Source organism: Rhizobium sp. 10N427, from assembly GCF_056394605.1.
In genome coordinates this window covers 1-21,620 of record NZ_JBFTID010000015.1, presented here as the reverse complement: position 1 = coordinate 21,620, position 21,620 = coordinate 1, and the positions used below count along the sequence as shown (strand labels likewise).

The window sequence follows — 21,620 nt, the reverse complement described above, 5'->3', positions numbered from 1 at the left end:
CTTCGCCGTAGGTATCAATCCGCCAATTTCGACTGCGCGATAGTGACTTCCAAGGCGGGCTTTGAACCGAGACGCTTTCAGAAACCGAAAGTTTAGGCCTTGTGTCTCGATCTGTTTAGTCGAGCCGCCTCACGAAACTGGAAGCGTGCCGCGCGCGGCTAGACACCTAGACAACATCAAACGGCCGCATTAACGCGATACATGGTGAGCGAACTGCGATGCCGCGCCGAGGCGGCGATGCCGATGACAAAGTAGCCCGCACTTAGCGGTCGAAGTTTCCCGAAATCATTACGTTTATGGAGCAAGCCTTGTAACGGCTTGAATTATTTTTTTGAAATCACCAAGCCAAAATTCCCCTTCGTCGGCCAGCCGACCGGCACGCGCCAGCATGGATGCCACCGCAACAACCAATTCGCAGAGCCTGATGAGGCGATACGAGCAGTATATGCTTCTGGCGCGAGAGGCCGCCCAGACCGGTGACCGGATCGAGGCCGAGAACCTCTCTCAGCACGCGGAACACTTTTATCGCACGGCCGCCCTGCAGAGAGCTGGACAGCCACAATGAACACGAAGCCAATGTACACCGCTCCTGAGAGCAGGGATGAAAAGGCGTGGCTTAAAATCCTTGCAAAATATCGCACGCCGCATGCGGGCCGGAGCGTATTTGAGCTGGTGGTCACAGCCATCCCGTTCGCCGCCTTCTGGACGCTGACCTGGTTGGCGGTCCATTACGGCTTCTGGTGGGGTTTGGTCCTGATCATGCCTGCAGCGGGATTTCTGCTACGGCTATTCATGATCCAGCACGATTGCGGCCACGGCTCCTTTTTCGCCCGGCGGCACTTCGATGACTGGACAGGCCGTGTTTTAGGCGTCCTTACCCTGACCCCGTATGATTACTGGCGCAGGGCGCACGCTGCGCATCACGCGTCAGCCGGCAATCTCGATGAGCGGGGCGTCGGAGACATCACCACTCTTACTGTGACGGAATATTATGAACGGTCTCGGTGGGGACGGGTCGGCTATCGTCTCTACCGGCATCCACTGGTGATGTTTGGCATAGGCCCGGCTTGGCTCTTCCTGTTTCAGCAGCGCCTGCCGATGGGCATGATGCGCAATGGCATGCTGCCATGGGTGTCGACGATGGCCACCAATGTCGCAGTTGTCGCGATTGCCGCGCTCCTGATCTGGGTGATCGGCCCTGTCTCCTTTCTAATCGTCCACCTACCGATTGTCCTTTTTGCCGGTTCGATTGGCGTCTGGCTATTCTACGTGCAGCATCAATTCGAGGAGACACACTGGTCGAAAGAGCCGGAATGGCAGTTTCCAAAAGCCGCCCTGCACGGTGCTTCGTACTATGATCTGCCGCAACCTCTGCGCTGGCTGACTGGCAACATCGGCATCCACCACGTGCACCATCTCTCAAGCAAGGTCCCCTACTATCGCCTGCCGGAGGTCGTACAGAACCACCCGGAACTCGGCGAAATCGGCAGGATCACGCTGGGGCAAAGCCTCAGATGCGTAAAGCTAGTCCTGTGGGACGAAAGTAGTCGGCGGTTGATCTCCTTTCGTGAGGCAGCCGGTATCGCACGGGTCGCCGAGGAAACTCATTGAGATCTGCCCACAGGATACCTTTGCAGAAAAAATTGTGCGGCGCAGCATTCGCGCCCATATACGAACGAGTGTCCTATGATGGACAGAGGAGACGGACGTGATCCAGCAAAAGAATTCTCGCCAGCTGACCGAGCTGAAGAACTTCGGTTCGAACCCCGGCTTGCTCAGATGCTGGCTTTATCTGCCGACCATCCTTGCTCCCAAAACGCCGCTCGTTGTCGTCCTGCACGGATGCACGCAGAATGCGGCGACCTATGACCACGGTTCCGGCTGGTCAAAGCTGGCGGAAGAAAAAGGGTTTGCGGTCCTGTTTCCCGAGCAGCAGCGGGCGAACAACGCCAACCTGTGTTTCAACTGGTTTGAGCCGGGCGATATTCGGCGCGATGCGGGCGAGGCTCTGTCAATCCGTGAGATGATCGGCCACGTCGTTGTGTCGCACGGAATGGATCCTGACAAGGTCTCCATCACCGGACTGTCGGCCGGAGGCGCAATGGCGAACGTCATGCTGGCAGCCTATCCCGAATTGTTTGCGGCCGGCGCGATCATCGGCGGGCTCCCTTATGGGATCGCTTCAGGTGTGGGGCAGGCATTCGAGCGGATGCGAGGCCATAAAGCCCCGAGCGTCAGCCAGTTGCAATTGGCCTTGACGACCGCGGCAATCAAGCTGGGGGACTACCCACGTATCTCTGTGTGGCACGGAACACATGACCAGACGGTGAAGCCCGTCAACGCAGAGCAGATCGTCCAACAGTGGGCCGGCGTGCACCACGTCTCCGGCACACCTGATGTGATCGAAACGATCAATGGCCATAGTCGTAAGGTCTGGCTCGATGAACGCGGCAGGCAGGTCATCGAGGTCAATCTCATCACGGGCATGGCTCATGGTGTTCCTTTGTCATTTGCGGCTGAAGCTCCACTGGGAAATTCCGGGCCGTTTATGCTGGAGGCAGGTGTTTCGTCGACCGCACGTATTGCCAGGTCTTGGGGTCTTGCCGATGATGCTGATGTCGCCATCGCCGAAGGCGCATATCAGCGTGGCCCGGAGTTCACAGCCGCGCCCTCAGGCATTGAAGCTGTGATCGCCAAGGCAATGGCCTATGCAAAACCCGGCCCGGCTCGCGATGCCGCAGGTCGCGACGAACAAGGTGTTGGCAAGGTGATCAACGATGCGCTTCGTGCAGCCGGGCTGATGCGTTGATTGAACTGGCGCGGCGTGCAGAAGACAAGCTGTTGCCCCAGGTCAAGGGCGGGGGTTTTGCCGTCAACTTTCAGGGGTTCGCTCTTCATGCCGATGCTTGGTATTCGTCACCGTACTACCTACAATTTTCGACAGACCGTATCGTTGTCGACGCACCGCCTTATGCTCAGGCCGCGCGAGGGCCGCGAGCTCAGGCTGCTGAGCCATGAAATTTCCACTTCCCCCGAGGCTGAGCTAAGCTGGTCGCAAGACGTATTCGGCAATATAATCGCTTTAGCGACATTTCAGACGCCCAGCGACAGCCTTGTTGTGAACAGCTCGGCGACCGTGGATTTGAAGGCACCGGCGTGGCCCGTGTTCGACATCGCGGCTTCGGCGATCAACTATCCCTTCCTCTACCCAGAGAGCGATTGGACAGACCTTGGAGCGCTAACCGTTCAGCGCTATGACGATGCCGAGCACCGCCTCGCGACATGGGCGCGCGGCTTCGTCGCCGGCAGGCCTACGGATACACTGTCGCTCCTCAAGGATATCAGTCTGGGTATCGCATCGGCCATTGCCTACCAGAGCCGGGAAGAGGAAGGCACGCAAGCGCCGCTGATCACCCTTGATCGGCGTTGGGGCTCCTGCAGGGACCTTGCCGTGTTATTCGTGGAAACTGTCCGCACCCTGGGCTTTGGCGCCCGGATCGTCTCAGGCTATCTGTTCGATCCGGACAGCTCCCTCACCGGTTCCACGGACTGTGGATCGACGCACGCCTGGGCAGAGGTCTTCCTTCCAGGCGCTGGCTGGATCACATTCGATCCGACGAACCGCAGTATGGGCAGCGCCAACCTGATCCCGGTCGCCGTGAGCCGCGACATCGCCCAGGCCGTTCCGGTTTCAGGGAGCTTCGCGGGCGCGGCGGACGCGTTCCGGTCGATGGACGTGACCATAGAAGTAAAAGCAATCGTCTCGGCATAGGCCAGGCGGCACGAGAACGATCGTATTGGCTTGGCTGATTTCGAGCCTCGCCCACCCTTCGCTCATGATGGAGACCGAAACCCTGGCCCATCTATTTGCTGACTGTCATGAACTGAGAGGCGGGGGATCGGTGCCTTCGTTTAGAGGAAGCAGCTCCTTTCGCGGCAGCAGCATTGTGATACCATCCAAGCGATCTAACGCGCGCTCTCCAAGCTCAGACGCTCTAATAGTGAAAGCACAATCACCGGCTCGGACGGCAATGGCGCGAAAGCCCGTACTTTATTTAAGCAAGGCGCATTTCATTTTTTTAAGCTGACGAACTTAAGTATGCGCGTTTAATCACCCTGGGGACATTGAAAGGTGACCAGCTGCTGGCGGCGTGAAGCATTCGGCCCACACGCTCCATCGGCAGATAGGCTTTCTCAGGCGCGATCATAGGTGAACGACGTCAGCAGGGTCGTGACGAAGTTACTTGCCCGTTCCTTGACCAAGACTTCCGTCCATTCATCAGTGCCGCGCAGCCTGAGGTCAGAGTGGATGCTATCCACCGCTGCCTCCTCGATCCGTTTGATATGTGTTTTGAACGCTGCCTCGCCGCCAGAGTGATACATGTCACGGATGACCATCCGCAAAATTTCCTGGATCGCGATCTGCCAGGACGTGTTGATCGCCTGGAGCTCATTTTTATCCGGTACCATGGATGCTCCTATGGTGGTAGTGGTCTCACCTCGCCATCGAGATGAGCAAGGCGAAGGGCCAATCGATCGATGGCGGAGAAATTACGCTCGTCTTGCCTTCCGATTGGCGTAGCGCCGATCGCGTTCGGCCTTTCGCTCCGCTTCGTCATTGACGACCTTCGCTATGCGGTCGGCATCAGCAAGTGCAGCCGCATCCGCCGCAGTCTGCCGGTCTACTTCCTCGGTTGCGAGCCGGTGACGTTCTTCCACCTTCAAGCGCTCACGTTGGAGACGGCGCATTTCCCGGGCAGAAGCAATCGCTGCTCGTTCTTCCCGTTTGGCGACCCTGGCGGGCATATCTGCGACCTGTGCGGCACGGTAGGCGTTGACAAGGTCTTTTCTAGCATCCGCTGCTGCGGTGCGCCGGTCAACAAGGTCAGTGGTTTTAGGCTTCTTCAAATTTCATCCTCATAAGGTTGTTGCCCGTTGATCATTTAGATCTGGCGCGCTTCGCTAGAACACCGGAGGTCGCGCGCGGCGCGATCGTCCATTTCCTTCGCCAAGCGCGCTTCGCGAAGCCTCAATGTCTTCGCATCACGGGCCTTATCAGTGGACTGAACTTCTTCCACGGCCTTGTGCTTCGCAAGAAATTGCGTCTGGACGTTGCCAAAGGCGATTTCCGCCTGCTGGCGGGATTTGCTAAATCTCTCTGTCACATGGTTCCGATCACGTGCCCGATGGACGGGCGAAAAAGAAAAAGGCCAGGCAGAACGCCTGGCCTTGAATTGATAACGTGCCTCCGGCAATGCCAGTACATCCGTGGTCAAAGGGACAGCAGCTACCGAATTATGCGTTCTGCAGATTGCAGGCCGACATTTTGCCGGACTTGTTGTCACGCTCGAGCTCGAAGCCGATTTTCTGGCCTTCGACGAGTTCGCGCATTCCGGCGCGTTCGACGGCAGAGATGTGGACAAAAGCGTCAGCGCCGCCGTTGTCAGGCTGAATGAAGCCGAAGCCCTTGGTGGAATTGAACCATTTTACTGTGCCTGTGGTCATGATGAACCCTTTCAAAGCATAGAGTAGGGACCGCTAAAGCAACGCTTCGCGGACGGTGATAACGACTATTTTTGAGAGGAAGTTCGCTTAGAACGCGGTGCCAATCGCGCAGTAGACAAAGTTCGGCAAGCAAAAGATCGATGAACACATCAATAGATTATTTTCCTACATGGGTCAACTAATCTTTTTCCGCTTAAAAATTATTTGCGTCCATACCAATCAAAAGAAAATGATTTTCTTGGAATTGTGCGCTTGATTGATCTGCATGATCTTTCCGAGCTGGCCTGATGGTTTCGATCATAGGGTCGAAGAGGAGGAGTTGCGCCGGGAACTAGCAGGGAGTTGGTCTCGCGAAATTCCGACGATGGGATCGTGTCCCAAGGAGTGGTGTAGCTGGATTTCATAGCCATCGGTGATTTCCGGTAGGGTCGGGTTGCTTATGACCACCCTTAGGGACACTATCGATGACCGATGACATGATGAACCTGCGCTCACTCGTTGAGAAGAGCGCTGATGCCGATTTGCTGCGCGAGATGATCGGCTTTGCTGCTTTCGATGGCGCGTTCGGACGTAGCCAAACATGGTGCGTCCTTTCACGTTGGGTCGGAAGCGGGGTCACTTCCAGTCGGAGCCTCCCGTGAAAGGTTGGCCTCGATGGGGTGTTATGCGCCGGTTAAAGTACAAGCGCAACGTTCCATTCGTGATCACTTAAGTCTAGCTAATAGTGATCTCTGCTGTGTCTACAAATGTCCGATATCGGACATTTATTTTGCTAGAGCGGGAACATCGTCTCGCACAGACAGTTCGTACCCGTCTGGCCCTCAATATTCCTGTATCGCGGGGTCTTTCACCAGGGGCCTGCCTGAACCCTGAGCAGGCTCCTCTTTATCTCCGCGAGGTTGGCCTGTGCGCTACCATTTCCACATCCTGCACCTCGACCACACAATTGAAGACGAAGACGGCAGAGAATTCACCACATTTCTTGAAGCGCGCAATGCCGCCGAGAATAGTCTCCATGGGCTCTTCGTCGATGCGCTTGGCACTGCGCGTCGCTGGACGATCAGCGGTATCCAGATATGCGCGGACCGCAGCGAGGTGGGCGTTGTACGGGTCGATGCTGTGATTGCAAAACTGTTTCGCGATAGATGATCAAGCACAACGGCCAAGTGGATCTCACCTTGATCGCCGATTCAAATGAGTTGTTGCGTTCGCAGTGCACAAGCCTAGGGTAGTTCGGTCGGCAGCCACGTAATCGGGCACTGCCGCTTGAGAGCGCAGTGCTCCCGCCCCAACTTGGGGAGAAGGACAATGCTCCTTACTGATCGGCTAGATCACAACGGCAGATTTTCCTCCTATGATCTCGATCGCTTGAAACTCGAGTTCGAAAATTGGGAGATCCGGGCCTCTGAGTCAGCTCGGCAACAGCTCAGCGCAGACGGCTGGATGTTGATGTTTTGCGCGCTTGACACGTTTTCTCACCTCGACACCGGCACCTCGCCGGCGCACACATTCATGCAGACTTCAGCTAAGCGGGTACCGGCGGTGTCTCTTGTTTGGTCGCGCGGGGCGCAACGACGTTGCGAACGACCGAATTGGTTTGAATGAACATGAAGTGCGTTCGGTACAAACTAAGAAATCTGAGATTTGCGGAGGGCAAAGCCGCGAAAGTGGATGAGTGGCTAACCAAACAGAAAGTGATTGTTGCCAAGTCGCGCGGCAACGGCAAACCCGTTGACCTGGACAAAGAGTTGCTGCTGCGGCTCTACGACCTCAAGCGCCGCACCATCGATCGCTTGAAGCGAATCGAAGCGGCGCTAGACGCCAAGTCATAACGCCAGGGCAACACTGAGGCGCAACCTAACCAAGAGCGGGAGGTTATTATGGACCTGCGACGAATGACCGAAGACGCGTGTATATCATTTCTCGAAAGGCACACCTTTGGACATCTCGGATGTCTGGGGGAAGACTACCCATATGTGATCCCCGTTCACTACGCATATGATGCCAACAAGGTTTTTATGTTCTCGATGGCGGGGAGGAAAATCGAATACCTGCGGCGCAGACCGCTTGCGAGCCTGCAAGTTGAAGAATTGGCGAATGACAGAAATTGGACAAGCGTGCTTGTTCAAGGCCACTTCGATGAACTGCCGGACACGCCCGAGCGGCGCAATGAACGTATTCATGCGTGGGCCTTATTGCAGAAACGCCCATTCTGGTGGGAGCCCGGGACCTTCGAACTAAGCGCGGGAAGAGAAACGGCTAGCGGCGGTCCGATCTTCTTTAGCTTGTCGCTCGACGTGGTGTCCGGACGCCAGTCGAACGCGGCACCTGGGAGTGGGCGATAGCAGCGTTTTCAACCCTGCGTAAGCCGCGCGAAGCCTCCATTAATTTGAACGCTGGACAGGGTAGTCCTTCAAACATGGCCGCGGTTGGAAACGTGCCATCGGAAGTCTGGCTTCCATGGCTTGTCTTATGCTGGTTCAATCTCGGGCGTTTACTGCCGGCACTTCAGGCCAGTGCGCGCAACCGTACCGACGCCAATGAAAATTCCCCGCCTTGATCTTGAGCCTGTCGATATGACCGTGGAAAGGAACATATCGCGTGGAGCGAAAACCGGCTTCATAGTATCTTGCGGATCCGGACCGTCACCATGGACGAACTGGTCACCGCGGCCGGCCGGCAATCTGAACGCCTCATTGCGATCCGCCAGGACGACCAGATCATTCTTTAAAAGGCGTACAGAAGCAGGAAACGTAAGTTCAAACCGAAAAGCCGCCGTGTCAAACGGCGGCTCTCTTTCGACGGCGGATTCGCATCTGCAGTCCTTTCGTTTCAAGTTGCGATGGACGCTTGTCCGTGCCGCGACCGGGTGCCGGTTACCAGTGGGATTGACCAGCAACCGCTACGACAGCAACAAGACCAGCCAACGGCGAGGGTTCTTGCGAGAGGACGTCATAAGCGCAGGGTGCAGCAAAGATGATAGCCGCCAATGTGCCCAACAGGATATGTTTCATCAAGATCTCCTGGGTGTGCTCAAACGACTGTCAGAGCAACGTTGATGTTGCCGCGTGTTGCCTTGGAATAGGGGCAGGTCTGATGAGCTTCGTCGACGATCAACCGAGCGAGCTCCGGGTCCAGACCCGGCAGGCTGATATTGAGGCGGGCCTGCAGAAAATAAGCATCGCCCGTCATGCCGAGATCGACTTCCGCATCAACGGCGGTATCGGTGGGAAGACGGAGCTTGCGCTTGCCGGCGGCAAGGCCCATCGCGCCGATGAAGCAGGCTGACCATCCGGCTGCGAAGAGCTGTTCGGGATTGGTGCCCGCATGGACGCTGCCCGGAGGAGACAGCTTCACGACGAGCTGCTCATCGCTGCTGCGGGCTGAGCCATCGCGGCCGCCGGTGGTGCGGGTTTTGCCGGTATAGAGAACATTTTCAATCGTGATCATGGGAACACTCCTTGGTTTGATACCGCGATCTGCGACATCTGGTGACGGAGTGGTTTTGACCCTTTGACGTATCCCCTATGTTTCTAAAATCGGCCGAACTGTATCAAAGCGTACCGTCGGCAGATCTCGATACTTCGCATACAAAGCAGGAAGAAAATCAGTTGGCCCGAATGTTGACCTCGGCTGCCAAGCCTCCGCCGTCACGATTGTATATCCGGACGGAACCGCCGATTGCAGCCGCCAGCTGCTGGGCGATGGCCAAGCCGAGCCCTGTGCCGCCAGTCTCGCGATTGCGGGACTGCTCCAGCCGGAAAAACGGCTGCATGGCAGCTTCCAGCATGGCATCCGGAATACCGGGACCACGATCCATCACCGTGATGGCAATCTCACCCTCTTTCTTCCGCTCGACGCTGATTTCGGCGCTACCTGCAAATTTCAACGCATTGTCGATAAAGTTCGTGAGAATGCGGCGAAGGGCATGCGGTTTGGTCGATGCAATGCCCTGCACGAGACCGGCAACGCTGACGGCCTTGTCCATGTCCTGATAGTCGTAGGCGATGCTGTCGATAAAGGACGAGAGATCGATGCGCGAAAATTTCTCGCCATTGCCATGCGCACTGCGGGCGTAGGCGATCCCATCCTGCACGAGCCGCTCGATTTCACCCAGATCACGGACCAGTTTGTCCCTCTCGGGGGAATCGTCGGCCATGTCGGCGCGCAGTCGCATCCGCGTGATCGGCGTCTGCAGGTCGTGCGATATCGCCGCAAGGATCTGCACCCGCTCTTCGAGGTAGTGGGAAATCCTTTCACGCATGGCGTTGAAAGCGCGTGCCGCATGCGCCACTTCACACGGACCCCGCTCGCTGAGCGGTGGTCCCTTCTTGTTGGGATCAAGCGCGTCGGCGGCGGCCGCGAGCGCAGCCAGCGGGCGGATCGCCTGACGCACGGCGACCCATGTGCAAAGCACCAGGAGCACCATCTGGATGGCAAGGACATATGGCAACCATGCCGCGAGTGGCATCGGAGGCCGCGGCGTAATATCGATCGTCAAAGGACTTCCGTCGCTCAGTGTCAGATGCGCCTGCAGGCGGCTGATATCGCCGGGGATGGATTCCATGCGGATCGGATAGGTGCCGCCGATCGCCTCCTGGATTCGACCGCCGATTTCCTTACCCTTGCTAGAATTGTCCGGCACGCCCTGTAGTCCCGGCCCAAGCTCAAAACGATAGTTGCCGCGGCTTAGTCGGTCGAGCAGGTCGGCGCGCTGATCCGCCGGCAGGCGGTCGAGAACAGCAATTGAGGTTGCGACGTCGCTTTCCAGTGTGCCAAGCATGACGGCCTTGGCCGACATGGAACGCTCGACGAACAGGACCGTGAACGACAGGCCATAGGCAACAGCCAGGCCCAGCAACAAAATAACGAAAAGCCGAGCCCGCAGGGTGCTCGGCCAAAATCCGGAGCGAATAGCAACAGCTGCGCTCATGATCTGGCCTCTTCTATCGCCACCGGAACAGCAAAGACATAACCTTCGCTGCGCACCGTCTTGATATAGGTCGGCTCACGCGCATCATCCCCCAGCCGCTGGCGAACGCGGCTAACAAGCAGATCGATCGAGCGGTCGAAGAGTTCGGCATCGCGGCCTTGGGTCAGGTTTAACAGCTGATCGCGGTTAAGCACCCGTTGCGGATGATCGATGAAGACGCGCAGTAGCCGGTATTCGGCGCCACTCAACGCAATCTCGGTCCCGTCCTTGTCGAGAAGGTGCCTGCCGATCGTGTCGAGGCGCCAGTCGCCGAAACGGAGCCACTGTCCGGCCTCCGAAATCTGCAGGTTCGGCGGCAGCGCACGGGTGCGGCGCAGCACAGCTTTAATGCGCGCCAGAAGTTCGCGCGCCGCAAACGGTTTCGGCAGATAGTCGTCGGCGCCCATTTCGAGACCGATGATCCTGTCCATTTCGTCGCTACGAGCCGTCAGCATCAAGATCGGCGTCGCCTTGTGCTTGCCGGCGCGCAACTCGCGGCAAAGCACGAGCCCGTCATCGCCTGGCATCATGACATCGAGCACTATCAGATCGACCGTGTTGCCTTCCAGAAAACTGCGCATCTGGCGTCCATCGGCCGCGACGGACGTACGAAGTCCGCTTTTCGTCAGATAGCTCGAAACCAACTCGCGGATTTCACGATCGTCATCAACGATCAGGATGTGGTCGATATGCTCCATGTTCGAACTTCCGGATCCTTCTATCGGTCAGGCGAATGGCAGACTCGCCGCTTTCTCTTTTGACTCTGAATCGGCAGCCGCGAAACAGACAATTCTGTTCACGGCTGTCAGGACAGGTTTTAGAAACGATCGACGTCCAGAATGGCCTGGGCAAAGGCCTGTGGTGCTTCTTGCGGCAGATTGTGGCCGATGCCGCCCGATATGGTGCGATGCTCGTATCTACCGGTGAACTTTTTGGCGTATGCCGCAGGGTCCGGATGCGGCGCGCCGTTGGCGTCGCCCTCCATGGTGATCGTCGGTACGGTGATGACCGGGAAAGCAGCAAGTTTCTTTTCGAGTTCATCATACTTCCGCTCGCCATCGACGAGGCCAAGCCGCCAGCGGTAGTTGTGGATGGTTATGGCAACATGGTCGGGGTTTTCGAAGGCCTTGGCCGAGCGATCGAAGGTCGCGTCGTCGAAATCCCACTGCGGCGAGGCGAGCTTCCAGATCAACTTGGCAAAATCGTGCGTATTCGCGGCATAACCTTCGCGGCCACGCTCGGTGGCGAAATAGAACTGATACCACCACGACAGTTCGGCCTGCGGCGACAATGGCTTCTTGTTGGCCTCCTGGCTACCGATCAGATAGCCGCTGACAGAAACCAGCGCTTTGCAGCGCTCCGGCCAGATCGCAGCCATAATATCGGCAGTGCGCCCGCCCCAATCGTAACCGCCGATGACGGCGCGCTCGACCTTCAGCGCATCCATAAAGGCGATGATATCTGTGGCTATTGCGGCCTGCTGGCCGTTGCGCGGTGTATCGGCAGAGACGAATTCGGTCGTGCCATAACCACGCAAATAGGGGATCAGCACCCGGTAGCCGGCATCGGCGAGCACGGGAGCCACATCAACGAAACTGTAGATATCGTAGGGCCAGCCATGCAGCAGCAGCACGACCGAACCATTGGCGGGACCGACCTCGGCGTAGCCTACATTGAGCTCGCCGGCCTTGATCTGCTTCAACGCCGCGAAAGATGCATGCGAACCGGCCTTGACGGCCGGTGCGGCTGCCTTGGCGGCAGCAGCGCTGCTCAGGCCGAATTCGACCGCTGCCATTGTCATTGCGGCAAGACCAAAGAAGTGACGGCGCTGAAGATTGATTTCGCTGGACATTGTCTCTCTCCGTTTCGAGTTAGTGACATGGAGAAAACAACCGGCATGTATCCCGAGTGTTTCCGATATCCGCTATTATTGCGTCCGGATGTAGCCTCCGGCCTGCGGGATACATTCTGATACAGTTGGCTGCCTCCTCAAACGGAATCTGCTCCATCTGCTTCAGCAGGGCTGCAGACAGGCGCTCTTCCTACACTTCGGTACATATTGCCTCCGAACCGGACACATCCGGGATACATCGCCTCGATCAGATTGGCGCAGTTGCTGGTCGGGCCACATCGCCGTCCAGTGCCCGATCACCCGGTTTCAAAGGAAACGATGATGACACTTCTTATCATTGCCTACCTCGGAGGGGTGCTGACCATATTCAGTCCCTGTATCCTCCCCATCCTGCCTTTCGTCTTTGCCCGCGCCGGGCAGCCTTTCGTGCGCAGTACGCTGCCGATGCTGATCGGTATGGCCACCACCTTTGCGTTTGTGGCGACCCTTGCAGCCGTCGGCGGAAGCTGGGCAATCAATGCCAATGAATATGGTCGCCTCGCCGCGCTCATCCTGCTTGCGATCTTAGGCTTAAGCCTGATTTCGCCGCGTATCGCCAGCTTGATGACCCAACCGGTCGTCGGTTTTGGCAACCGCCTGCTAAACGCTTCCGGCAAGCCCGGTGCTGCGCCGACCGCCGCAAGCGCGCTGATCCTCGGCGTCGCGACCGGGCTTCTCTGGGCGCCTTGCGCTGGCCCGATTCTCGGTCTCGTGCTGACTGGTGCTGCCCTCCAGGGCGCCAATCTGCAGACAAGTATCCTGCTGCTCGCCTACGCAACCGGCGCCGCCACTTCGCTGGCAATCGCGCTTTCCGTCGGTGGAAAAATCTTTGCCGGATTGAAGAAATCGCTCGTTGTCAGCGAACGGATACGCCAGGGCCTGGGCGCCGCCGTCATCGCCGGTGTCGCCGTCATCGCACTTGGCCTCGACACGGGGCTGCTTTCGCGGCTCTCCTATGCCAGCAACGCGTCTTTTGAACAAGCGGTCCTGGACAGGCTGAATGTTGAGCCGACCGATGGCATTCCGCCGGAGGTTGCGAGCAACGACAAGTCGATCGGTCTTACCGATGCGACCAAACCGTTCCGCAGTGACTTGCCTGTTGAAGGCCCCGCACCCTCACTGGATGGCGCCGTCGAATGGCTGAACTCGCCGCCGCTCACGACGGAGCAGCTTCGCGGCAAGGTCGTGCTCGTCGATTTCTGGACCTATTCCTGCATCAACTGCATCCGCACCACGCCGTACGTTCGGGCCTGGGCCGACAAGTACAAGGACCAGGGTCTGGTCGTCATCGGTGTGCATGCACCGGAATTCGCCTTCGAGAAGAAGATCGACAACGTCAAAAAGGCTGTCGGTGATTTCCAGATCAACTATCCGGTCGCAATCGACAACGACTACAGAATCTGGCGCGCATTCGCCAACAGCTATTGGCCGGCTCACTACCTGATCGATGCCAAGGGCCAGATCCGGTACCATCACTTCGGCGAAGGCAATTACGGCCCGACCGAACAGGCAATCCAGGGCCTGCTGCACGAGGCTGGCAGTGAAATGGCCGAAAGCGCGCCGGTTGCACCTGACGCAAAAGGTGTGGAGGCCAGTGCGGACCTGAAACATGTCCGCTCGGGTGAAACCTACATCGGTTATCAACAGGCCACCAGCTTTGCCTCGAACGAGAGCATGCGTGCGGATGCCAGCAGGGACTATTCGGTCACCGAACCAGGTCTCAACCAGTGGGGCCTTTCCGGTAAATGGACCGTCGGCGCCGAAGAGGCGACCCTCGATCGGGCGGGCGGCAGTATCACCTATCATTTCAGCGCCCGCGACCTGCACCTCGTGCTCGGCCCAGGGGCAGATGGAAAGCCGGTCCGATTTCGAGTGACGGTCGACGGCAAGGCGCCCGAAGCCAACCGCGGCAGCGATATCGATGCGGATGGAAATGGCACGGTAACCACGACGAAGCTCTACCAACTGGTGCGCCAGACCGGCGAAGTGGACGCGCGCACCTTCGAGATCCGCTTCCTCGACCCCGGCGTCCAAGCCTACGCCTTCACCTTCGGTTGAATCCCTCACCTAACCTAAAAAGACAGGAGCACCACCATGAAACGCAACTATCTCTCCACCCTCGCCCTTGCTTTCGTCACCAGCGCCATTGCCTTTGTGGCCCAAGCGGCCGAAGTGAAGAACATCGTCATCGTCCACGGCGCTCTCGCCGATGGTTCTGGCTGGCGCCAAGCAACCGAAATCCTCGAAAGGCGCGGCTTCAATGTCACGATCGTGCAGGAGCCGATCACTTCGCTCGCCGACGATGTCGCCGCAACCAACCGGGTCCTCGACCTCCAAGACGGCCCGACACTGCTCGTCGGCCACAGCTATGGCGGTGTGGTCATCACCGAAGCCGGCAACAGCCCTCATGTCGCGGGTCTCGTCTATATCGCGGCCTTCCAGCCGGACAGGGGCGAAAGCCTTATCAGTCTCGCGAGCTCCAAGCCGGCCGGCGGTATGAATATCCGCGAGACGAAGGACGGCAAATATCTCTTTCTCGATCCAGCCGCCTTCGCCAACGACTTCGCTGCCGACCTGCCGAAGGACGAGGCCGCCTTCCTGGCAAAATCACAGGTCTTCGCATCCAGGGACGCCTTCTCCGCAAAGGTCGGCGATCCCGCATGGAAGACCAAGAAAAGCTGGACGGTTGTCGCCACCCAAGACCGCTCGATCAATCCTGATCTCGAACGGGACATGGCAAAGCGCGCCGGAAGCCATGTGACGGAGATCCAGGCAAGCCATGCCGTGTTCGCATCGCAGCCTGAAAAGGTTGCCGAGGTTATCGAAGCCGCGGCGCGGCAGATTGGCGGCCAATGAGCAACAGCACTCGCGACATCCTCAACCTTCAACATAATTAAAAAGGAGATAGCCATGAAAAAATCACCTGCAACGGTCGCCGTCCTATTGTTCGCAATCATTGGAGCGGCATCATCGCCTGCGTTCGCCGTAGAGCCCTTGCGACGCACCGATCTTATTAAAAACGACATCGATGTGCCTGGCCACGAGGTCGTGCAGGTTCGTGTCGATTTCTCGCCCGGGGTGTTGGCCGCCAGGCATTCCCATCCCGGTGAAGAAATTGCTTTTGTGATTGAAGGAACTCTCGAATACACATTAGACGGGCGCGCGCCGGTCATCCTCTCTGCCGGTCAGTCGCTATTCATCCCGACCGGCGTTGTACATTCAGCTCGAAACGTCGGCACCGGCAAAGCATCAGAGCTCGCAACCTATATTGTGGAAGACGGAAAGACCCTTGTGGTTCAGTCAAAGTGAGAAGCTGCGCCGAATGCGCGGGAGCTTTGGCTTCCCGCGCATTCGACGAGATGCGTTGGCTATGTCCGGCAGTTTCAGGAAGCGAACAGTCGTTCACCCACTTGCAGTACCTGTTTCTGCGACAAAAGCGAATATCGGGTATGCCGACATTCACTCGTACGCGTAATCGCACCAATCTCCACGACTTGCTGAAGGTCACTTGTCGCTAAGCGCGGCCTGGTCTAACGGTCAGACGGGGCGCGGGCTTTTCGGCATTTCGTTGGGAATACGCCCCATGGCGACTCCTCTGATGGCCTGAAGAGATCGCGAAGTCTTTGGATCAATTAGATCCGGGCGCCACCCGTGGCATCAATGATCTGCCCGGTCGTCCAGCGGGCATCGTTCGATGCAAGGAAAGCGATCACATCTGCAATGTCGTCAGGACGGCCGACACGCGAGAAGACCGACAGTGCCTCGGCGCCGGCGCGGGCATCCGGCGACGCCAGCCATTCGGCATTCATGTCCGTTTCGGTAACCCCTGGCATGACCGCATTGACGGTGATCCCGCGGACCGCGAAGTCGGGCGCCAGTGCGAGCGTCAGGGTCTCCAGCGCGCCTTTGGAAGCAGCATAGGCCGGGTGGGTGGGTGCTGCGATCCGGGTGAACCCTGTGGAGACGTTGATGATGCGGCCATTGTTGCGAATATGATCGGCTACCGCCTGGATCAGGAAGAATGGCGCCTTGTAGTTGATAGTCATCACCTCGTCGAAGACAACCTCGCTAGTCTGTTTCAACGGGACCGCAGGCGCAATGCCCGCATTGTTGACTAGAATATCGAGCCCGACCGATCCCGTTTGCGCACGCGCCGCGTCGCTGAACTGTGTCCAGAGGCTGTCGGCCGCCTCCTTGCCCTGGAGCAGATCAGCCTTTACCGCGACGGCCTTGACGCCCAGTTCCTCGATTTCCCGCACGGTGGCTTTGGCCGCATCCGGATTGGCGGTGTAGTGCACACCGATCAGCGCGGCACCTTCCTTTGCAAAAGCGAGCGCGACCGCCCGTCCGATCCCCCGTGAGCTTCCGGTGATAAGCGCAATCTTGTCTGCGAGTTTCCTGGACATGATCTACTCCGTTGCCAATTAAAATAGTGATCGCTATATTAAGGGTGGAAACATATCTGTCAACAATTAAATAGGGACCACTATTTTAATGGAGCCGGTTCGTAAACGAGGAAGGCCCCGCGTGCTCGATCGCGACACCGGGCTCGACATCGCGGCACGCCTGTTCTGGGAACGAGGCTACGAAGGGACGTCGACCGCCGACCTGACCAAAGCAATGGGGATCAACCCGCCGACGCTCTATTCAACCTTCGGTTCGAAAGAGGAATTGTATCGACAGGCGCTGGATTTCAGCATCGCCCGCGAAAGCGGTTGCCGAGGGGAAATCCTGGCATCCGCCCTGCCCGCTTATGAGGCACTCGGTCGCTACCTTTACAATATTGCCGATGGCGATACCCAGCCGGACAAGCCCGCGGGCTGCATGGTCTCCACCGCAGTTCTGCAGCATGCGGAAGAAAATGCCTCGGTCGCTCGAATGACGGCAGCCCTTCGAGAGGCATCGATGCAGGTTCTAAAAGCCCGCTTCGATCGCGCCGTCAGCGAGGGCGAACTGCCAGCCGGGACTGATACCGACACGCTGGCACGCTTCTATGGAGCGATCATTCAGGGCATGTCGGCCCAAGCCTGCGATGGTGCTTGCAACGCGCTTCTGAAACGGCTGATCGACGTCGCCCTGACAGCCTGGCCCGGGAAACGCACGACCGTCACCGGAAGCTTGGATTGAAGACCCGTCAGCCACTTATTGTCACCGCGAGGATAGCCGAGAGGGATATCGAGCCGTTCGATCGCCTTCGGCAGAGGCATTTTCCCCCGGACCGCAATGTTCTCGGCGCGCATCTGACAGTGTTTCACAGGCTGCCAGGCGAGTATCGTGACAGGATCTGTAAAACGCTTACTAACGTTGCGGCACAGGCGAGAGTAACGACAGCGACGGTCAGCAGCCTCCGACACCTCGGCGCAGGCGTCGCCTTCATCGTCACATGCCCAGAGTTGGAGGACATCCGAGCAGGACTGAAGGCCGAGTTCGTCGCGTGGCTGGGCTCGCAGGACGTTCAGACCTGGCGGCCGCATATCACAATCCAGAATAAGGCGCCGAGAGCAACCGCCGACGCGCTCTATCGCGACCTGACCACGAGCTTAGAACCCCACACCATTGAAATCCTCGGCCTCGATCTGTGGAACTATCTTGGGGGGCCGTGGGAGCATTTGAAATTTTTGCCTTTCGACACGCGGCCTTTGGGATGAGGGCAAAACGGAATATTGCCAATCATGCCCGGAACCGGGCGAAAAACTCTTAAATGTCAGGTGGGCGAATGGCTCTCCGGCTTCAGTCAACGCGACCGGCTAAGCTCCTCTTGAAGGATGTGAACCTTCAACCCGTGCTTCCTTGACAAAACTTGGGTGGGGGTTAGGTTCGAAACGCTCGAAATCCCGAGTTATTTGAGACACGCTAGACAGGGTAACCAGAGGGAACCATGTCAGTCGTTGTCCGCAACAACGTACATATCCAAGGTAACGGCACGCGGACGATTGTCTTCGCCCACGGGTTCGGATGCGATCAGAACATGTGGAGGTTCGTTGCCCCCGCGTTCGAGTTTGGCTTCAAGACCCTACTTTTCGATCATGTCGGGGCGGGTCACTCAGATCTCTCCGCCTACGATCCGGCAAAGTATTCGAGTTTGTCCGGTTACGCTGATGACGTCGTCGAGATCGGCCGGGAGATAGGACTTTCCAACGCGGTATTCGTCGGCCATTCCGTGAGCGCGATGATCGGCGTGCTTGCGTCGCTGAAAGCGCCTGACCTTTTCGAGAGCCTCATCCTTGTGGGCCCATCCCCGCGGTACATCGACGACGCCGAATACGTTGGTGGCTTTGGACCTGCGGAGATCGAAGAGCTATTGGAATTTCTGGATGACAATCACATGGGATGGTCCGAGGCAATGGCGCCTGCGATCATGGGCAACCCAAACCGACCAGAGTTGGGCGAGGAACTGACGAACAGCTTCTGTCGAACCGATCCGGAGATCGCCAAGGCGTTTGCCCGCGTCACCTTCACTTCCGACAATCGCGCCGACCTTCCGAATGTAACGGCCCGGACAATCGTACTTCAAAGCCGCGATGACATCATCGCTTCCGAAGGCGTCGGTCGTTATGTGTATGAACACGTACCGGGCAGCCAGATTGTTCTTTTGGACGCAACTGGACACTGCCCAAACCTGAGCGCGCCTCGCGAAGTGATCGCCGCGATCCGTGACTTCCTTTGAGAACCTTGATGGATTCTGACCGCGACACGCAGACGGAAGATCTGGAAGACCTCTACGAAAACGCGCCCTGCGGGTATCTCTCGCTCGGGCCGGATGGCCTTATCATCAAGTCCAACAAGACGTTATCGAGGTGGTTGGGTATTCCGGCGCAAGATCTCCTCGGAAAACGCATGCGCGACCTGCTGAACACAGCCGGCCGCATATTCTACGAAACCCACTTTGCGCCACTTCTTCGACTGCAGGGTCATTTCGACGAGGTCGCGCTCGATCTCAAACTGCAGGATGGGAGCAGGTTTCCCGTCATCGCAAACGCAACGGAAAAGCGCAACGCCGACAACGAGCTTCTCTTTACCCGTGTGATGCTCTTTCGGGCAACCGAACGGAGGCGCTACGAACGCCAGCTCGTCGATGCCCGTGCGGCGGCCGATGCCGCGGGCGCAGAAATGCAGATAGAACTCGATATTGAGCACAGGAATGCCGAACTCAGAGAACAGTTTATTGCCGTTCTAGGCCACGACCTTCGAAATCCGCTCGCATCGATCAGCGCCGCAAGTCGCCTTCTTCGAAGGGAAACGGCGACGGCAAAGGCAACCACACTACTCGACCTCATGCAGGGTAGCGTCCAGAGGATGTCCGATCTCATCGACAACGTGCTTGATTTCGCGCGGGGTCGCCTCGGAGGCGGAATAGGTCTGCAGATCAGGCCGGAAGAGCTTGCCCCGATCATTCTCCACGTTGTCGACGAACTCCGTTCCAGCGATCCTGATCGCATCATTGAGGCCGACATCAATCTCGATCAGCCTGTCGCTTGCGATGGAGGACGAATAGGCCAAATGGTATCCAACCTGGTCGGGAACTCAATCACCTATGGACAGGTTGACGCACCAATCAGGATATTCGCTGGCGTGAGCGGTGAGAACTTTCAGATCTGGGTAGCAAACCAGGGCACGCCGATTCCCAAGGACGTGCAGGCAAGCCTTTTTGAGCCATTCATCCGCGGGGAGGCTAGCGGCAATCGTCAGGGGCTGGGCCTCGGCCTTCATATCGCATCGGAAATCGCTCGCGCCCACGGTGGGAGGCTGGACGTTGCGTCTGATGCCATCGAGACCCGCTTCACCTTCACGATGCCGCTTGCGCAGATCGCCGACGACAATGTCGGCGTCCGATAGGAACTAAGACTGCTACCCGTCTGCACGGGGTTGTGGCTCGGCCGCCCGCAAACGGCCGAGTGTTGGTCAGGCTGCCTTTTCGGCGTTCTGGTTGACCACAGAGGTGGCGATCGATGTGAGCGCAAGGTCGGTGGCCTGTTCTTCGTCGAGCGTCGTCTGCAGCAGCTTGGCTGCCTCCTTCATCCCAAGCTCTAGCGCCCATGTGCGCAACGTGCCGTAGCGCGACATTTCGTAATGCTCGACTGCCTGTGCAGCGGCGAGAAGGCCGGCGTCAAGAGCTGGTGTGCCGGCATACTCCTCCATGACCTCAGAACCTTCCTTGACGATGCCCATCATGGCATCGCAGGTCTTCTGTTCCGGCTTCTTTCCGATGATCTTGAAGACCTCCTCGAGACGTTCGATATGAACCTTGGTCTCTCCCAGGTGCTTGACGAAGGCGCCCTTAAGCTGCTTGCTCTGGGCTGCCTCCTCCATCTTGGGAAGCGTGGCGACGATCTTGTGTTCGGCGAAATAGACGTCTTTCAGGGTGTCGTGAAAGAGGACGTCAAGCGTTTTGGATTCCTTGGCCATGATAGCTCCTTGGGGTTCTGTATCTCTATTGGGAATGCACCGCTTCGTCAGGGTGGCGGTCGATAAGGCTGTGATCGCGCATCGAAGGCGCCGAGCGAACATCATGCGATGGGTCGGAGAGACTTTTTTCGATCGCGACTATCACGACCGTGACGTATGAACCGACCCCGAGAGGTTAAGTTCCACGCATGACCGCACTTATCGACCTCACCCAGATTAGACTCCGTCCTTCCCGCGCCATCCAGGAGCACGCGCAGACCTTTGGCCTTCGTACATCGGAAGCCAGACGGATCCTTGCCTTTTGACATAGCCGGCCAGATTGAGGCGCCTGCAGGAGTTAAGGCGTCAAGGCGATCACAATCGCGGATGGGATGGTGGAAAAGGCCCCATGGGCTGGCTCGCAATGCAGCAGCGCCGCCAAGGACAGGAGCGGCGCACGGCTCGACGCCGGGAAATCATATCCGTTGCTCGTCCCGGCGAATGCTCCAGTGAAAGATTTCGGGCCACCACGGTCGACAACGCGACAACTCGCTGCTTGAGCATACCCTGATTGGAGGGGATAGATTGATGAGCCTCAATCGATCCGGCGCGGTCGTCATTGACGAGCGCGCAAACAGGGCTCGCTTCCCTTCATGGAGGAATCGTCGCAACGTATGTCACCTATCGTGCGGACGTGAATGCGTGAACACTGTATAGATGAACTGCCCCCACTTTCGACCGGACACTCAGCATAAGCAGGAAGGCTCAAGCACAGGCTTGAGGATAAGCTTATGTCTAACGAGTTTCGACAGGTTGATCTGATGATCGGTGACGTCCGGCGGCGACGCTGGACAACGGAGCGCAAAC

General features: G+C 57.9%; 24 protein-coding genes and 2 pseudogenes. 15 read left to right on the top strand and 11 right to left on the bottom strand.

What is annotated here, in order from left to right; genetic code table 11:
* Positions 1-388: 388 nt before the first annotated feature.
* The 4 genes from AC1DIJ_RS24775 to AC1DIJ_RS24760 all read left to right on the top strand — a co-directional run bounded on the left by AC1DIJ_RS24775 (position 389) and on the right by AC1DIJ_RS24760 (position 3,772).
* Positions 389-565: a DUF4167 domain-containing protein gene (locus tag AC1DIJ_RS24775; protein WP_112386791.1), complete on the top strand. Its 177-nt coding sequence runs from the start codon at positions 389-391 to the stop codon at positions 563-565.
* Positions 562-1,611, top strand: coding sequence for a fatty acid desaturase (locus AC1DIJ_RS24770; RefSeq protein WP_112386790.1), 1,050 nt, complete (start codon positions 562-564; stop codon positions 1,609-1,611). The genes AC1DIJ_RS24775 and AC1DIJ_RS24770 overlap by 4 nt, the downstream gene beginning before the upstream one ends.
* A 97-nt stretch (positions 1,612-1,708) precedes the next feature.
* The gene (locus AC1DIJ_RS24765; RefSeq protein ID WP_112386789.1) at positions 1,709-2,809 is read left to right on the top strand and encodes an extracellular catalytic domain type 1 short-chain-length polyhydroxyalkanoate depolymerase; all 1,101 of its coding nucleotides are present in this window, start codon (positions 1,709-1,711) and stop codon (positions 2,807-2,809) included.
* Positions 2,810-2,896: 87 nt separating this feature from the next.
* Entirely contained in the window at positions 2,897-3,772 is an 876-nt protein-coding gene (locus AC1DIJ_RS24760; RefSeq protein WP_112386788.1) for a transglutaminase family protein, read from the top strand.
* A gap of 150 nt (positions 3,773-3,922) precedes the next feature.
* On the opposite strand, the pseudogene AC1DIJ_RS24755 reads toward AC1DIJ_RS24760, so the two are convergent.
* The 5 genes and pseudogenes from AC1DIJ_RS24755 to AC1DIJ_RS24735 all read right to left on the bottom strand — a co-directional run.
* Positions 3,923-4,050 (bottom strand): annotated as a pseudogene (locus AC1DIJ_RS24755) (Fic family protein); the annotation flags it as partial.
* Between the two features lie 144 nt (positions 4,051-4,194).
* On the bottom strand, positions 4,195-4,470 hold the full coding sequence (locus AC1DIJ_RS24750; protein ID WP_112386787.1) for a hypothetical protein: 276 nt from the start codon (positions 4,468-4,470) through the stop codon (positions 4,195-4,197).
* 81 nt (positions 4,471-4,551) lie between these two features.
* Entirely contained in the window at positions 4,552-4,908 is a 357-nt protein-coding gene (locus tag AC1DIJ_RS24745) for a DUF6481 family protein (RefSeq protein ID WP_112386786.1), read from the bottom strand.
* Between the two features lie 31 nt (positions 4,909-4,939).
* Positions 4,940-5,165, bottom strand: a pseudogene (locus AC1DIJ_RS24740) (hypothetical protein).
* A gap of 130 nt (positions 5,166-5,295) precedes the next feature.
* On the bottom strand, positions 5,296-5,505 hold the full coding sequence (locus tag AC1DIJ_RS24735) for a cold-shock protein (protein ID WP_037135461.1): 210 nt from the start codon (positions 5,503-5,505) through the stop codon (positions 5,296-5,298).
* Positions 5,506-5,969: 464 nt separating this feature from the next.
* Here AC1DIJ_RS24735 and AC1DIJ_RS24730 point away from each other — a divergent pair, with 464 nt between their 5' ends.
* The 4 genes from AC1DIJ_RS24730 (at position 5,970) to AC1DIJ_RS24715 (ending at position 7,850) form a co-directional block, all read left to right on the top strand.
* The gene (locus AC1DIJ_RS24730; protein ID WP_162698873.1) at positions 5,970-6,146 is read left to right on the top strand and encodes a hypothetical protein; all 177 of its coding nucleotides are present in this window, start codon (positions 5,970-5,972) and stop codon (positions 6,144-6,146) included.
* 265 nt (positions 6,147-6,411) lie between these two features.
* Positions 6,412-6,654, top strand: a complete 243-nt coding sequence (locus AC1DIJ_RS24725) for a DUF6894 family protein (protein ID WP_112386784.1) — start codon at positions 6,412-6,414, stop codon at positions 6,652-6,654.
* A gap of 452 nt (positions 6,655-7,106) precedes the next feature.
* Positions 7,107-7,337, top strand: a complete 231-nt coding sequence (locus tag AC1DIJ_RS24720) for a hypothetical protein (protein ID WP_112386782.1) — start codon at positions 7,107-7,109, stop codon at positions 7,335-7,337.
* 48 nt (positions 7,338-7,385) lie between these two features.
* Complete coding sequence (locus AC1DIJ_RS24715) at positions 7,386-7,850, top strand: pyridoxamine 5'-phosphate oxidase family protein (protein WP_112386781.1); 465 nt, start codon at positions 7,386-7,388, stop codon at positions 7,848-7,850.
* A gap of 688 nt (positions 7,851-8,538) precedes the next feature.
* On the opposite strand, the gene AC1DIJ_RS24710 is transcribed toward AC1DIJ_RS24715, so the two are convergent.
* The 4 genes from AC1DIJ_RS24710 to AC1DIJ_RS24695 all read right to left on the bottom strand — a co-directional run bounded on the left by AC1DIJ_RS24710 (position 8,539) and on the right by AC1DIJ_RS24695 (position 12,329).
* Positions 8,539-8,955 carry an organic hydroperoxide resistance protein gene (locus AC1DIJ_RS24710; protein ID WP_112386780.1) on the bottom strand — a complete coding sequence of 139 codons (417 nt, stop codon included), beginning with the start codon at positions 8,953-8,955 and terminating at the stop codon, positions 8,539-8,541.
* Between the two features lie 157 nt (positions 8,956-9,112).
* The gene (locus tag AC1DIJ_RS24705) at positions 9,113-10,438 is read right to left on the bottom strand and encodes an ATP-binding protein (RefSeq protein ID WP_112386779.1); all 1,326 of its coding nucleotides are present in this window, start codon (positions 10,436-10,438) and stop codon (positions 9,113-9,115) included.
* Positions 10,435-11,175, bottom strand: a complete 741-nt coding sequence (locus AC1DIJ_RS24700; RefSeq protein WP_112386778.1) for a response regulator — start codon at positions 11,173-11,175, stop codon at positions 10,435-10,437. Before AC1DIJ_RS24700 ends, AC1DIJ_RS24705 begins: the two co-directional genes overlap by 4 nt.
* 119 nt (positions 11,176-11,294) lie before the next feature.
* The gene (locus AC1DIJ_RS24695; RefSeq protein WP_112386777.1) at positions 11,295-12,329 is read right to left on the bottom strand and encodes an alpha/beta fold hydrolase; all 1,035 of its coding nucleotides are present in this window, start codon (positions 12,327-12,329) and stop codon (positions 11,295-11,297) included.
* A 321-nt stretch (positions 12,330-12,650) separates the two neighbouring features.
* Here AC1DIJ_RS24695 and AC1DIJ_RS24690 point away from each other — a divergent pair, with 321 nt between their 5' ends.
* Genes AC1DIJ_RS24690 through AC1DIJ_RS24680 form a run of 3 tightly spaced genes read left to right on the top strand, consistent with a single transcriptional unit; the run spans position 12,651 to position 15,677 of the window.
* Positions 12,651-14,426 carry a cytochrome c biogenesis protein DipZ gene (locus tag AC1DIJ_RS24690; protein WP_162698909.1) on the top strand — a complete coding sequence of 592 codons (1,776 nt, stop codon included), beginning with the start codon at positions 12,651-12,653 and terminating at the stop codon, positions 14,424-14,426.
* A gap of 36 nt (positions 14,427-14,462) precedes the next feature.
* On the top strand, positions 14,463-15,224 hold the full coding sequence (locus AC1DIJ_RS24685; protein WP_112386775.1) for an alpha/beta hydrolase: 762 nt from the start codon (positions 14,463-14,465) through the stop codon (positions 15,222-15,224).
* A gap of 54 nt (positions 15,225-15,278) precedes the next feature.
* Positions 15,279-15,677 carry a cupin domain-containing protein gene (locus AC1DIJ_RS24680; protein ID WP_112386774.1) on the top strand — a complete coding sequence of 133 codons (399 nt, stop codon included), beginning with the start codon at positions 15,279-15,281 and terminating at the stop codon, positions 15,675-15,677.
* A gap of 323 nt (positions 15,678-16,000) precedes the next feature.
* Here AC1DIJ_RS24680 and AC1DIJ_RS24675 read toward each other — a convergent pair whose 3' ends face one another.
* Complete coding sequence (locus tag AC1DIJ_RS24675) at positions 16,001-16,774, bottom strand: SDR family oxidoreductase (RefSeq protein WP_112386773.1); 774 nt, start codon at positions 16,772-16,774, stop codon at positions 16,001-16,003.
* 88 nt (positions 16,775-16,862) lie between these two features.
* Here AC1DIJ_RS24675 and AC1DIJ_RS24670 point away from each other — a divergent pair, with 88 nt between their 5' ends.
* From AC1DIJ_RS24670 to AC1DIJ_RS24655, 4 genes are all read left to right on the top strand, one after another.
* Positions 16,863-17,495 (top strand): TetR/AcrR family transcriptional regulator, encoded by a 633-nt coding sequence (locus AC1DIJ_RS24670; protein ID WP_112386772.1) that lies wholly within the window; start codon positions 16,863-16,865, stop codon positions 17,493-17,495.
* Positions 17,492-18,016, top strand: a complete 525-nt coding sequence (locus tag AC1DIJ_RS24665) for a 2'-5' RNA ligase family protein (protein ID WP_112386770.1) — start codon at positions 17,492-17,494, stop codon at positions 18,014-18,016. Before AC1DIJ_RS24670 ends, AC1DIJ_RS24665 begins: the two co-directional genes overlap by 4 nt.
* Positions 18,017-18,246: 230 nt before the next feature.
* A complete protein-coding gene (locus AC1DIJ_RS24660; protein WP_112386768.1) occupies positions 18,247-19,035 on the top strand; it encodes an alpha/beta fold hydrolase in 789 nt (262 codons plus the stop codon).
* Between the two features lie 8 nt (positions 19,036-19,043).
* The gene (locus AC1DIJ_RS24655; protein ID WP_112386767.1) at positions 19,044-20,204 is read left to right on the top strand and encodes a PAS domain-containing sensor histidine kinase; all 1,161 of its coding nucleotides are present in this window, start codon (positions 19,044-19,046) and stop codon (positions 20,202-20,204) included.
* Between the two features lie 66 nt (positions 20,205-20,270).
* Here the strand turns inward: AC1DIJ_RS24655 and AC1DIJ_RS24650 are convergent, their stop codons facing one another.
* Complete coding sequence (locus AC1DIJ_RS24650) at positions 20,271-20,774, bottom strand: YciE/YciF ferroxidase family protein (RefSeq protein ID WP_112386765.1); 504 nt, start codon at positions 20,772-20,774, stop codon at positions 20,271-20,273.
* Positions 20,775-21,620 lie beyond the last annotated feature (846 nt).

Coding starts and splice junctions, on each gene's coding strand:
- AC1DIJ_RS24775 (WP_112386791.1), top strand. CDS start 389: ATGGATGCCACCGCAACAACCAATTCGCAGAGCCTGATGAGGCGATAC.
- AC1DIJ_RS24770 (WP_112386790.1), top strand. CDS start 562: ATGAACACGAAGCCAATGTACACCGCTCCTGAGAGCAGGGATGAAAAG.
- AC1DIJ_RS24760 (WP_112386788.1), top strand. CDS start 2,897: ATGCCGATGCTTGGTATTCGTCACCGTACTACCTACAATTTTCGACAG.
- AC1DIJ_RS24750 (WP_112386787.1), bottom strand. CDS start 4,470: ATGGTACCGGATAAAAATGAGCTCCAGGCGATCAACACGTCCTGGCAG.
- AC1DIJ_RS24735 (WP_037135461.1), bottom strand. CDS start 5,505: ATGACCACAGGCACAGTAAAATGGTTCAATTCCACCAAGGGCTTCGGC.
- AC1DIJ_RS24730 (WP_162698873.1), top strand. CDS start 5,970: ATGACCGATGACATGATGAACCTGCGCTCACTCGTTGAGAAGAGCGCT.
- AC1DIJ_RS24720 (WP_112386782.1), top strand. CDS start 7,107: ATGAACATGAAGTGCGTTCGGTACAAACTAAGAAATCTGAGATTTGCG.
- AC1DIJ_RS24715 (WP_112386781.1), top strand. CDS start 7,386: ATGGACCTGCGACGAATGACCGAAGACGCGTGTATATCATTTCTCGAA.
- AC1DIJ_RS24710 (WP_112386780.1), bottom strand. CDS start 8,955: ATGATCACGATTGAAAATGTTCTCTATACCGGCAAAACCCGCACCACC.
- AC1DIJ_RS24705 (WP_112386779.1), bottom strand. CDS start 10,438: ATGAGCGCAGCTGTTGCTATTCGCTCCGGATTTTGGCCGAGCACCCTG.
- AC1DIJ_RS24700 (WP_112386778.1), bottom strand. CDS start 11,175: ATGGAGCATATCGACCACATCCTGATCGTTGATGACGATCGTGAAATC.
- AC1DIJ_RS24695 (WP_112386777.1), bottom strand. CDS start 12,329: ATGTCCAGCGAAATCAATCTTCAGCGCCGTCACTTCTTTGGTCTTGCC.
- AC1DIJ_RS24690 (WP_162698909.1), top strand. CDS start 12,651: ATGACACTTCTTATCATTGCCTACCTCGGAGGGGTGCTGACCATATTC.
- AC1DIJ_RS24685 (WP_112386775.1), top strand. CDS start 14,463: ATGAAACGCAACTATCTCTCCACCCTCGCCCTTGCTTTCGTCACCAGC.
- AC1DIJ_RS24680 (WP_112386774.1), top strand. CDS start 15,279: ATGAAAAAATCACCTGCAACGGTCGCCGTCCTATTGTTCGCAATCATT.
- AC1DIJ_RS24675 (WP_112386773.1), bottom strand. CDS start 16,774: ATGTCCAGGAAACTCGCAGACAAGATTGCGCTTATCACCGGAAGCTCA.
- AC1DIJ_RS24670 (WP_112386772.1), top strand. CDS start 16,863: ATGGAGCCGGTTCGTAAACGAGGAAGGCCCCGCGTGCTCGATCGCGAC.
- AC1DIJ_RS24660 (WP_112386768.1), top strand. CDS start 18,247: ATGTCAGTCGTTGTCCGCAACAACGTACATATCCAAGGTAACGGCACG.
- AC1DIJ_RS24655 (WP_112386767.1), top strand. CDS start 19,044: ATGGATTCTGACCGCGACACGCAGACGGAAGATCTGGAAGACCTCTAC.
- AC1DIJ_RS24650 (WP_112386765.1), bottom strand. CDS start 20,774: ATGGCCAAGGAATCCAAAACGCTTGACGTCCTCTTTCACGACACCCTG.